This is a genomic window from Bacillus sp. FJAT-27986 (genome assembly GCF_001685035.1).
Taxonomy (GTDB): domain Bacteria; phylum Bacillota; class Bacilli; order Bacillales; family Pradoshiaceae; genus Pradoshia.
Genome location: NZ_MAYV01000007.1, coordinates 1 through 12,126, shown reverse-complemented (window position 1 = coordinate 12,126; position 12,126 = coordinate 1). Strand labels below are relative to the sequence as shown.

The window sequence follows — 12,126 nt, the reverse complement described above, 5'->3', positions numbered from 1 at the left end:
TTTTTTATTTTTTCTTTATCGCTTGCTTCATGTTATTTACTGCAGCAGCGACGTTTATTAATATATCACTTACATATCTATATTGCAATACTTTTTTCAAAAAAAGTTAGACTGCTGATTGCAGCCTAACTTTTCAGGAGATAATCCATTTTTGAATTACTATTAAAGCTGCAACTCCAGGGAATCCTAAAATTCCAGATACAAGAGTAGTGGATGGATTAATCGGGATATGCATCCCATATTTTCCGCCTACTATATTAACAATATATAATATAACGGCTCCCATAATCAGCTTGACTGAAAAACGTCCCAGCATCCTTAATGGCTTAAAAGGTGTTCCAACTAGGAATAATAAAAGAATCATACCGACAACAACAGCAATAAATACACCATGTTCCAATTAAACCCCTCCCAAGTATTTGTTCATACTGTATGAGACAGGCCATTAAATTAGAACAATCATTTAGTGCTCAACACCTTATTTGACCGATATTTTCCGTTTCCGCGCTTCTTTAAATAAATAATAATACTTTAATTCACTCAACTTTGCTTGGGAGATTGTATCAAATGAAGGATCGTAACTCGTCTCGATAAGGCTTTTATGGTTAAACCAATTCACCTTCATCGTACCGATATCCTCCAGAAGCTTTTCATCAAATTCCTTGCGCAGCTTTCCTTTTCTACGAAACAACAAGGTATTTCCTCCTTACAATCGTTACAATTCTCTTCTACCCTCGATAGCTTTTGATAAGGTAACCTCATCTGCATATTCCAAGTCACCGCCAACTGGAAGACCGTGAGCAATACGAGTGACCTTTATACCAGTTGGTTTTAGTAGTCTGGAGATATACATAGCTGTTGCTTCTCCTTCAATATTAGGGTTTGTAGCCAGAATAACTTCCTTTACCGTTTCATCCTGCAATCTCTTCAATAGGCTTGGAATATTTATATCTTCGGGTCCTATTCCATCCATTGGAGAAATACTGCCGTGCAACACATGATAAAGTCCATTAAATTCTCTCATTTTCTCCATAGCAATTACATCTTTTGGTTCTTGTATGACACAAATAATAGATTTGTCTCGATAATTATCATCACAAATATAACAAGGATCTTTATCAGTAATATGACCACATACAGAACAATACATTAAATTTCTCTTTGCATTAACTAATGCTTTTGCAAAGTCCAGTACTGTGTCTTCCTTCATGTCCAAAACAAAAAATGCCAGTCTGGCGGCCGTTTTCGGGCCAATACCTGGCAATTTCATAAAACTGTCTATTAATTTGGATATCGGTTCAGGATAATGCATAATTTTTCTCCTTACATGAATCCTGGCGGTAAATTTAACCCTTTAGTGAATTGACCCATTGTGTTATTTGTCATTTCATCCACTTTTCTTAATGCGTCATTTGTAGCTGCAAGCACAAGGTCCTGCAACATTTCGATATCGTCAGGATCCACTACTTCTTCTTTGATTTTCACATCAACGATTTCTTTATGGCCTGTAGCTATAACTGTCACCATGCCTCCGCCAGCTGTACCTTCGATTCGTTTTTGACCAAGCTCTTCTTGAGCCTCCGCCATTTTCTTTTGCATTTTTTGCATTTGTTTCATCATATTTTGCATATTGCCCATTCCGCGCATATTGTTACCTCCATAAAATTAATCTTTTATTTCTAAAAGTTCATCGCCGAAAAGTTCTCTTGCTTTAAAAATCAGCGGATCTTCTGTTTCCTCATTTGTCTCTTGAGATTCCGGTTGGTCTTGTTTTTGAGTAGAAACAAACTCCTGGCGAATTTTATGCCAGCTTTCTTCCGGAATGCCAACAATATCGTATAGATTGCCTGTCACTTGCTGTAGTGTACCCTTTAAACCACTGATGAACTCCTGATTATTCATAGCCATTTGGCAATGAATTTCATATTTGAATTTTAACACAAAAGCATCATTAGAGGCAGCTACAGGTTCTGCATCATTTAATAATGCTGCCTGTGATTTTTTCAGCGATTCAAGCATTCCACCCCAATTGCTTTTTATCTTTAATAAATCGGGCTTGGTTGCTCTTTTTAATATATCGTTAACTCGTCCTACCGGCACTTTAAAGGATCGGTTTGTTGTTACTTTAGCCTTTTCTTTAGCAGGAGCTGAGTCTTTATTAATCGCAACTCCATTTTCACGTATGGTGTTTAACTGAGTTTCCAGTTGATTGATTTTATTCATTAGTTTTTGAATCGTGTCGTCTGTAACTGAACTCTTGCTGCTTTCCGGTTCACTTTGGCAAAGCTTTACCAACAAAACCTCCAAAAATATTCTAGGGTGACTGGACCACTTCATTTCCTGAATAGAACGATTCCATTGATCAATCCAAAAATGAAGTTGATCTGACGAAATGTTTTCAGCAAGTTCTTTAAAATCTTGATCTATATAAACTCTTTCCATTGAATCCTCGAGCTCTGGTGCCGCCTGAAATAGGAGCATGTCCCGAAAATACAGAATCATATCTTCAACAAAACGAATTGGATCTTTCCCTAAAGCTAGTAATTCCTGGAGTTGATTTAATGCTTCGGCTGTCTCTCTCTTATAGATTGCACTTACAATCTTAGTTAAAAAGGATTGTGAAACAGCTCCAGTAACGGTCAGTGCATCCTCTAATGTAATGTTGTCGGAACCAAATGATATGGCCTGGTCCAGCAAACTCAAGGCATCCCTCATACCGCCTTCTGCCGCTCTTGCGATAACCAATAATGCATTCTGATCGTATGAAATGCCGGTTTCAGTTAAGATTCTTTCCATCCTTCCGACAATATCCTGTGGAGTGATGCGTTTGAAATCGAAGCGTTGACATCTTGAAATAATAGTGAGAGGAATTTTATGTGGCTCGGTAGTAGCTAAAATGAATATAACATGAGCCGGTGGTTCTTCAAGTGTTTTCAGTAAAGCGTTGAAGGCCCCAGTTGACAACATATGGACTTCATCAATGATATACACTTTGTACTTAACCGATGAAGGCGCATATTTTACCTTATCACGTATATCTCTAATTTCTTCAACTCCATTATTGGAGGCTGCGTCAATTTCTAATACATCAGAGATCGAACCATCTGTTATACCCCTGCATGATGCACATTCATTACATGGCTCCTGAACTGGGGCATGCTCACAGTTAACTGCTTTCGCTAATATTTTCGCTGCACTTGTTTTACCTGTCCCACGTGGACCTGAAAAAAGGTAAGCATGGGATATTTTTTGGTGCAGCAGGGCATTTTGGAGCGTTTTAGTAACATGTTCCTGACCGATCACATCTTCAAAAGCCTGAGGACGCCAAACTCGGTATAATGCTTGATAACCCAATATTCCTGCCCCTTCCTTACATAATCCCTTATATTATATCGTAAATAGTGACATTTACAAACGGCAAAAATGCATAAAAAAAACCATTCTTTAAACGAATGGTTTTAATCTTTTTATGTAAATAACTGCCGTGCACCCTCCGTTGATAGATATCCATAAGCGGAACCAGTGCAGTTAGCTCAGTCCAGGCTGCCCTGCGGCACATGAGAGGTCTTACTTACTGCTGCTTCCTTCCGGACCTGACAGGGTTCATAAGTTCCCATTGCGCAGGACCCAGACGTCAACACCACTTACAAAGGTCAGACCCTACAGAGTACCTACCGAGGGAGGGAATTCCGTCTTGCTAGAGCGGATTGCAAGTACAGGACACCGCTACCTTCCCACCTAGCACGGCAAATTTGAAACCAATATTAGGCGTCTTTACTGACGCATAAATTAGTATACCTATAAATAAATAAAAATGCAATATCTTGAACCTGTAAATTCATCCATTGTTTTCCGACTGTCTATTTCTCTTTGCGAGTTTCTTCTTTTCCCTTAAGTCTCTAAAAAAGGATGTTAATAAGTGACTGCACTCTTCTTCACATACCCCTGTAATTACCTCACATTGATGGTTAAAACGTGAATCATCGAGGAGATTCATAAATGTTCCCGCACAGCCTGCTTTTGGATCATTTGCACCATATACTACCCGATCAACACGAGACATCAAAATAGCACCGGCACACATCGGGCAAGGTTCCAATGTAACATATAGGGATGCCCCTTCAAGTCGCCATGTACCCAATTTCTCGCAAGCATTCTGGATTGCTAGAATTTCAGCATGGGCGGTAGCACTTTGATTCGTCTCTCTCAGATTATGCCCACGAGCAATGATCTTTCCATCTTTAACAATAACCGCTCCAATCGGAACTTCATTACTGTCTTGTGCAGCTTTTGCTTGTTCAATTGCTTCTTGCATAAAAAATTTATCATCATTCATTTTGCTAAAACCCCTTAAACAGTAGGATTATAAAAATATGGACTTTATTTATCAATATTATTTATAATGAATTCTTAAGTCTATATGGTACAATAATACTCGGTCTTTAGAAAAGAGTAACATAAAGGTAAGGAGGACCTCATATGAACCATACCCCATTTATTACTGTTGAAGGTCCCATTGGTGTGGGGAAAACTTCATTGGCGAAAGCAATAGCCAGCCATTTTCAATATAAGCTGCTAAAGGAAATAGTTGATGAAAATCCGTTTTTAGATAAATTCTATGATGATATTCAGGAATGGAGCTTTCAAACAGAAATGTTCTTCCTATGTAATCGTTATAAACAATTAGAGGATATTCAAGTAAAGTATATCCAAAATAATCAACCCGTCGTAGCAGATTATCATATCTTTAAAAATCTCATCTTTGCCCAAAGAACCATACAAGAGTCTCAATTCAGCAAGTACAAAGACATATACTCCATACTAACTATGGATATGCCAAGACCTAATATGGTCATTTATCTGGACGCAAGTATTGAAACGCTAATGCATCGAATTGCACTCCGCGGCAGAGAATTTGAGAAAAATATAAGTGAAAAATATTTAATGCAGTTATCAGAAGACTACGCTCAATTCATGAATGAATTTGAAGCAGCTCATCCTGATATCCCGGTACTTCGCTTTAATGGTGATGAAATGGACTTCATCCTAAGAAAAGAAGACCTGGATTTGATCTTAACGTCTGTATCTAATCAACTGCAAAAAGGAGTTTGTTCATGATTCTTCATCCTAAATATCAAATCCCTAAAAGTGCTGTTATTACTGTAGCCGGTACTGTCGGCGTTGGAAAATCTACATTAACAAAAGCATTAGCAGAAGAACTCGATTTTCGTACTTCCTTTGAAAAGGTAGATACTAATCCTTATCTTGACAGTTTTTATGCTGACTTTTCACGTTGGAGCTTCCATCTTCAAATCTATTTCTTAGCAGAACGCTATAAAGAGCAAAAACGTATTTTCGAATATGGCGGTGGTTTTATTCAAGACCGCTCTATTTATGAGGATACAGGCATCTTCGCAAAAATGCATTATGACAAAGGAACCATGAATCCAACAGATTATGAAACCTATACAAGTCTTTTTGAAGCTATGGTGATGACTCCATATTTTCCGCATCCAGATTTACTTATTTATCTGGAAGGCTCCCTGGATGATATTCTTAACCGTATTCAATTGCGCGGCAGAGAAATGGAGCAGCAAACTCCTGTAGAATATTGGGAGGAAATGCATGGAAGATATGAAAAGTGGATTAATTCCTTCAATGCTTGCCCAATATTGCGATTAAATATTAAAGATTATGATTTAGCTGAAGATCCAAATGCTGTTCACGATATTCTTGAACGTGTATCAGAACAAATTCAGCAATCTGGAAAATTGAAAAAGGTATTTTAAAAATATTACATTTTATACTACCTAGAAGGTTTGACCTATTAGGGCTGCTTAAAGGACCTGATTTCGCTATTCTTACCGGAATCAGGTCTTTAATTTTATCTTCATTGTCATTCTACTATTAGATATAGTCCGCCAGTTATTTCTCAAAATCCCTATCCTACGTGCTCTCCCCACCCACCTAAAACAGATTGAGCTATTCCTGCGCTTAAGGCTATATAACTTATTCGAATCCAATTAAATATATTTTGACCACTTCAATGCATTATCTCCTATTAAAAAATATCTATATAAACATCCCTTAAAAGGCAGATTAATGCCTAACTTTTAAGGAGCACTCATTTTTATATAAAAAGGGATATCCACATGCCAAACTTGGCGGATGTGGATATCCCTTTGTTAGTTATACTTATTATTTGGCGAAGGGATCGATTCCAACACAGTCCTTCAAATGGACTTTAGCACCCTTCCCCATATCAGCAGTTTGTGAATGCTCTTCATCTTAAGCTTTTGTGATAACTTTTTTTCCACCCATATAAGGTTGAAGAGCTTCTGGAATTAATACAGATCCATCTTCCTGCTGATAATTTTCAAGGATTGCAGCAACAGTACGTCCAATCGCTAGGCCAGATCCATTTAATGTGTGAACATGCTCAGGCTTAGCGTTTATATCTCTGCGGAAACGAATATTGGCACGACGAGCCTGGAAGGCTTCAAAATTACTGCAAGAAGAAATTTCACGATACGTCTCATAGCTTGGAATCCAAACTTCTAAATCATATTTTTTAGCTGCTGTGAAACCAAGATCTGCCGTACACATTTTTAACACACGGTATGGAAGCCCAAGCAATTGCAGAACTTTTTCCGCATGGCCTGTTAGTTTTTCCAATTCTTCATAAGAATCCTCTGGTCTTACAAATTTAACGAGCTCTACTTTGTTAAATTGATGCTGGCGAATTAATCCACGTGTATCACGACCTGCAGATCCTGCTTCAGATCGGAAACAAGCACTGTAAGCAGCATAGCTTATTGGCAGTTCATCACCAGATAGTATTTCATCGCGGTGATAGTTCGTAACTGGAACTTCAGCAGTAGGAACTAAGAAGTAATCCTCACTGTTAATTAAGAAAGCATCCTCTTCAAATTTAGGCAGCTGGCCCGTACCTGTCATGCTTGCACGATTAACTATGTAAGGCGGAAGCATTTCTGTATAACCATGTTCTTCAACGTGTAGATCTAACATAAAGCTTGCTAAAGCACGTTCAAGTCTTGCTCCTAATCCTTTGTAAAATACAAAGCGGCTTCCTGTAACTTTTCCAGCGCGTTCAAAATCAATGATTCCTAAATCAGCAGCTATCTCCCAGTGTGGCTTTGGCTCGAATCCAAAGTCTCTCACTTCTCCCCACTTTCGCGCCTCAACGTTTTCATCCTCAGAATCTCCGACAGGAACACTTTCATGCGGGATATTAGGGATAGTCATCATAATTGAATCCAGTTCTTCTTCAATTGTACGCAATTCCTGATCGAAGCCTTTTATTTTTTCGCCAACCTCACGCATTTCAATAATTAACGCATCGGCATCCTTTTTCTCTTTTTTCAGCATAGCAATTTGTTGGGAGACTTCATTTCTTCTGCTTTTTAACTGTTCAGTTTCAACAATTAATTCTCTGCGGCGTTTATCGAGATCCTCAAATTTATCTAGATCATTCAAATCTTCCCCACGGTGTTTTAGCTTTTCCTTAACTTCTTCAAGGTTTGCACGCAATAGTTTTACATCAAGCATACTAAATTCCTCCTTTTAAATTATTGTAAACAAACAAAAAACTCCCGTCCCTAAAAGGGACGGAAGTTTTATCCGCGTTGCCACCCTAGTTATAGGCATTTTATATAAATGCCTACCACCTCATAAGATAACGGCTTTTAAAACCGAGGATATTTATTCTCCTTTAAGATTTCGATATCCTGCTCCGAGATGGATTCATCAGACGATATCGCCAGTTTGCACCACCCACTGGCTCTCTTCAGATATGCTACTCTGATTACTGGTTCTCATCAACGCTATTCGTTTATTCATTTAATATTCTATTAACTATCATACACTCTTCGCGCAACTATATTCAATCATAAAAATAAAATTTTAGAATAAACCTTTAACTGCTCCAGTGATACTATCCCACATATCACCGAAGAAGCCTCCGATTGCTCTCATGGATAATACAAACCAGTTTGACTTTTCAACAGTTTCAGCAGCTACAACATCAACGCTGATATTCTTTTGCCCTTCCTCTGTTAAGAAGCCAAGATCACTCTTGTCGGATTCAAGAGTTAGATAACCAACCTTATCTCCTTTTTTCACTGGAGCCACCAGGTTGCCATCTTCATCAAGCTTGTCCTTATCTAATACTAGTTTAGTCTTAAGATTTTCCTTTTCGCCATTTTTTACAATAAGGTTAATTGCCTTGTTTGTCTCAATAGCTACAGACTTTTCTTTCCCTTTTGCAACAGGTAGTGTTTTTTGACCTTTTACTTGATATCCTTTTTCTACAATCTCCTCTGTGGAGAAGTTATTAAAAGCATAGTTAAGTATTTTTTCAGTTTCTGAAAAACGTGACATTTTACTGTCTGCTTTCATCACAACTGAGATATATCTTTTTCCATCTCTTTCAGCTGTTGCAGTGAAACAGTTGCCGGCGAATTCTGTAGAACCGGTCTTTAATCCATCTACACCATTATACTCTGCAATCAATCCTGGCAACATCCAGTTGAAATTTTTATATGTTTTGCCATCTTTAAATTTTAATTCTGGCTTTTTAGCAGTATCTATCACCTCAGGATAGTCTGTTACTAAATGATATGCCAACTTAGCAGTTGCACGTGCTGACATAAGATTTTCATCATTCTCTTCACCTGCAGGATGCTGGCCAAGCAGGCTTGAGTTATTTAAACCGGACGAGTTAACGAATTTATAGTCTTTCAAACCTAACTCTTCGGCTTTCTCATTCATTAATTTCACGAAATTCTTTTCAGTACCGCCAACCACTTGTGCGAGAGCTACTGTAGCAGCATTACCTGAGAATATGGCCATTGCCTCGTAAAGCTCTTTAACAGTATAAGTTTCACCTTGTGTCAAACCTATATTCGATAAACCTGGAGCTCCTGAGAGTTTATGTACATATTCGTCAATTGTAACAGTTTGATCCCACTTAATTTTCCCGTCTTCAATAGCTTCTAATACAAGATACTCTGTCATCATTTTTGACATGGATGCTACGCCAAGCACCTTATCAGAATTTTTTTCGTAAAGAATCTTTCCACTAGTCGCATCTATTAGTATTGCTGCCTCAGCACTCAGTCCTAGCTCGTCTTCGGCATATGCAGTAGTATTCGTGAATGGAAAAACAAATGTAACAAGTAATGTTAATACAGCAAGTAAAGAAGTTAATTGTTTTGCCTGTCTCAAGTATATCCCCCCTGATTATCAATGATTGTCGATTAAACACTTTTGTTATTGTATCATAAAAGGACTAAAAAAAATAGACAGAGTATAAAGATACTCTGCCATCTTTTCTTTAGTGCTTGATAACTTAGTTATAGGAATAGTTCGGTGCCTCTTTTGTAATTTGTACATCATGCGGATGACTTTCTTTTAATCCAGCTCCAGTCATTCTGACAAATTGTGAATTCTCTCTGAGCTCTTCTAAATCTTTCGTTCCGCAATAACCCATACCTGCACGAAGACCACCGATAAGCTGATAAATCGTATCAGCTAATGGACCTTTATAAGGAATTCTTCCTTCTATACCTTCAGGAACAAATTTCTTCGCATCTTCCTGGAAGTAACGATCCTTAGATCCTTTTTCCATTGCTGCTACTGAACCCATGCCTCTGTATACTTTAAATCTTCTGCCTTGGAAGATTTCAGTGTCTCCCGGACTTTCAGTCACTCCTGCTAATAAGCTGCCCAGCATAACGGCATGTCCGCCTGCTGCTAATGCTTTAGCAACATCACCAGAGTATTTAATACCACCATCTGCAATAATCGACTTACCGTGCTTTCTTGCTTCAGTTGCACAATCATAAATGGCAGTGATTTGTGGCACACCTACACCAGCAACGACCCGTGTTGTACAAATAGAACCAGGTCCAATACCTACTTTTACAATATCAGCTCCAGCCTCAATTAACGCTCTTGTACCCTCAGCAGTTGCAACGTTCCCTGCAATAATAGTCAACTCAGGGAATGTTTCTCTAATTTCACGTACCTTATCAAGTACACCCTTAGAGTGGCCGTGCGCTGTATCCAGTACAATCGCATCTACATCTGCGCTAACCAGCATCTCTACCCTTTTCATAGTATCAGATGTAACACCTACAGCAGCAGCTACAAGTAATCTTCCGTATTTGTCTTTTGCTGATCTTGGGAATTCAATTATTTTTTCAATATCTTTAATAGTGATTAAGCCTTGAAGTGTACCCTCTTCATCTACTAGAGGGAGCTTTTCAATTTTATATTGCTGTAGAATTTTCTGCGCCTCTTCTAGATTAGTTCCCACAGGAGCTGTTACCAAGTTTTCCTTTGTCATAACATCATCAATACGCATGGAGTAATCGCGAATAAAGCGCATATCACGGTTTGTTATAATACCTACCAATTTCTTTTCTTCCTTGTTGTTAACAATCGGAACACCAGATATTCTATATTTGCCCATTAAATGCTCCGCATCGTAAACCTGGTTTTCTGGAGTTAAGAAAAATGGCTTTGTTATGACACCATTTTCGGAACGCTTTACTTTATCAACCTGTTCAGCTTGTTGTTCAATAGACATGTTCTTATGAATAACACCCAGTCCGCCTTGTCTAGCCATTGCTATAGCCATCTCAGACTCAGTTACTGTATCCATACCCGCACTAATTATAGGAATGTTTAGGGCTAAGTTGTCTGCTAAACTCACCTTTAGTGATACATCCTTAGGTAACACTTCAGATTTACCTGGTATAAGTAATACATCATCAAAGGTTAAGCCTTCTTTGGAAAATTTATCTTTCCACATATTATGTCCTCCATTCCCAAAAAAATTTATTTGTAGATTAACAATTGGACAAACTACTGTCAAGGAAAAAGTAACTAGTTTAAATATTCAAACAATTAAAGAGGGGTAGTTATGTCCAAACAACAATATGATTATAATCATCTGTTCTCACCTTATTATTCAACAAACTACACACAGAAATACTTAAAAAACGCCTATAATAAATTAGGACTACTGAATGCTGATACATATAGTTACGATAACTGTAACAAATTTATATCTTATCTTGAGACTGGAATACTTTATTTTAAACAGTTGGATACTCTTCCTATTCAGCTAAAACCGCTTCTTTTATACTATGGGTTTACTCATTTTTTAAAGGCATGTCTATTAGTTGTTGATCCGCTTTATCCGGAAACAACCGCTGTCTTATCTCATGGGGTATCCACAAGGAAAAAGAAAAAACAACAATACGAATTTCTTTTTGATGAAATTAAAATTCAGCGCCATGGATTATTTACTCACACAGCCGAGAAGATATATGGAATAAAGCAATTGGAGAACGAAAAAATAGCAATGATTGATATACTTCAGGAAATCCCTGAGCTTGGAATCCTTTTTAAAAGATTAAAAAATAAATGTACCAGTATTGAAGTTCTTTTTAACAAAGAACACACTGTAGTCCATCTACCGACTATCGTTTTGGATCAGTATAAAATGACCTCAGAACGTTTTAAGGACTTTCTTAACTCCAAGTGGGAGCTACCTATACAGGAAATACATCAGGATGGAGAGAAGAGATTGCATCTGCATTTTAAAAAAGCATACCTTCCGATACTTGGGGATGTACCTTTTAGATTTAATATACATTCGGACACATTCCATCTTTCCTTACAAAAAGAAGGATTAGCCTCTACCTTACCAGATCTTTTAATACTTTATTTACTATTGTATAACCTCAGTATGATTTCCCGATATGAAACGGAGTGGTGGTCAGACTTATTTAAGGAGATGCCCTTTTATGATCTTCCCTTTATCAATAGCTTACTGAGTATAGCTGAAATTAAAATCCCATTCTTGATATCGGAGTGGTTAGATTGTATATAGAGAATGTCTAATAAATAGGTCAGTGTGGCAATGCAAAGGGTTTGATAGTTAGGAATTAAGTAAAAATCGTTTATGCCATGTTTCCCTTTCCATTCCCTGCATCCGTCCAATATGGATCATACACACCTTTCTGCTATTTCTCATAACACTCGGTACCTTCTTCTCAACAAACGTTCGAAGGTATCCTTCAGTCTTAAAAACAA

Annotated in this window: 12 protein-coding genes, 1 other RNA gene and 1 other annotated feature; of the genes, 3 read left to right on the top strand and 10 right to left on the bottom strand. The window is 37.7% G+C overall.

Annotation, left to right across the window (positions count from 1 at the left end; translation table 11 throughout):
* Positions 1–133 precede the first annotated feature (133 nt).
* The 7 genes from A8L44_RS06405 to tadA all read right to left on the bottom strand — a co-directional run bounded on the left by A8L44_RS06405 (position 134) and on the right by tadA (position 4,336).
* Entirely contained in the window at positions 134–400 is a 267-nt protein-coding gene (locus A8L44_RS06405; protein WP_066103336.1) for a pro-sigmaK processing inhibitor BofA family protein, read from the bottom strand.
* A gap of 78 nt (positions 401–478) precedes the next feature.
* Positions 479–694: a YaaL family protein gene (locus tag A8L44_RS06400; protein WP_066103333.1), complete on the bottom strand. Its 216-nt coding sequence runs from the start codon at positions 692–694 to the stop codon at positions 479–481.
* Between the two features lie 21 nt (positions 695–715).
* Positions 716–1,312 (bottom strand): recombination mediator RecR, encoded by a 597-nt coding sequence (gene recR, locus A8L44_RS06395; RefSeq protein WP_066103328.1) that lies wholly within the window; start codon positions 1,310–1,312, stop codon positions 716–718.
* Positions 1,313–1,323: 11 nt separating this feature from the next.
* A complete protein-coding gene (locus A8L44_RS06390) occupies positions 1,324–1,647 on the bottom strand; it encodes a YbaB/EbfC family nucleoid-associated protein (RefSeq protein WP_066103325.1) in 324 nt (107 codons plus the stop codon).
* 18 nt (positions 1,648–1,665) lie between these two features.
* A complete protein-coding gene (dnaX, locus tag A8L44_RS06385) occupies positions 1,666–3,354 on the bottom strand; it encodes a DNA polymerase III subunit gamma/tau (RefSeq protein ID WP_066103322.1) in 1,689 nt (562 codons plus the stop codon).
* A 128-nt stretch (positions 3,355–3,482) separates the two neighbouring features.
* Positions 3,483–3,747, bottom strand: an RNA gene (gene ffs, locus A8L44_RS06380) — signal recognition particle sRNA large type.
* A 91-nt stretch (positions 3,748–3,838) separates the two neighbouring features.
* A complete protein-coding gene (tadA, locus tag A8L44_RS06375) occupies positions 3,839–4,336 on the bottom strand; it encodes a tRNA adenosine(34) deaminase TadA (protein ID WP_066103321.1) in 498 nt (165 codons plus the stop codon).
* A gap of 143 nt (positions 4,337–4,479) precedes the next feature.
* Between tadA and A8L44_RS06370 the strand changes: the two genes are divergently transcribed.
* Positions 4,480–5,118 (top strand): deoxynucleoside kinase, encoded by a 639-nt coding sequence (locus A8L44_RS06370; RefSeq protein ID WP_066103319.1) that lies wholly within the window; start codon positions 4,480–4,482, stop codon positions 5,116–5,118.
* Complete coding sequence (locus tag A8L44_RS06365; RefSeq protein ID WP_066103316.1) at positions 5,115–5,789, top strand: deoxynucleoside kinase; 675 nt, start codon at positions 5,115–5,117, stop codon at positions 5,787–5,789. The genes A8L44_RS06370 and A8L44_RS06365 overlap by 4 nt, the downstream gene beginning before the upstream one ends.
* Positions 5,790–6,288: 499 nt before the next feature.
* On the opposite strand, the gene serS is transcribed toward A8L44_RS06365, so the two are convergent.
* The 3 genes from serS to guaB all read right to left on the bottom strand — a co-directional run bounded on the left by serS (position 6,289) and on the right by guaB (position 10,837).
* On the bottom strand, positions 6,289–7,569 hold the full coding sequence (gene serS, locus A8L44_RS06360) for a serine--tRNA ligase (protein WP_066103313.1): 1,281 nt from the start codon (positions 7,567–7,569) through the stop codon (positions 6,289–6,291).
* Positions 7,570–7,621: 52 nt separating this feature from the next.
* Positions 7,622–7,851 (bottom strand) — a binding site (T-box leader).
* A 72-nt stretch (positions 7,852–7,923) separates the two neighbouring features.
* Positions 7,924–9,246, bottom strand: coding sequence for a serine hydrolase (locus tag A8L44_RS06355; RefSeq protein WP_066103310.1), 1,323 nt, complete (start codon positions 9,244–9,246; stop codon positions 7,924–7,926).
* 124 nt (positions 9,247–9,370) lie between these two features.
* Entirely contained in the window at positions 9,371–10,837 is a 1,467-nt protein-coding gene (gene guaB, locus A8L44_RS06350) for an IMP dehydrogenase (RefSeq protein WP_066103306.1), read from the bottom strand.
* A gap of 111 nt (positions 10,838–10,948) precedes the next feature.
* On the opposite strand from guaB, the gene A8L44_RS06345 reads away from it, so the two are divergent.
* Positions 10,949–11,923, top strand: coding sequence for a YaaC family protein (locus A8L44_RS06345; RefSeq protein ID WP_066103303.1), 975 nt, complete (start codon positions 10,949–10,951; stop codon positions 11,921–11,923).
* Positions 11,924–12,126: the final 203 nt, after the last annotated feature.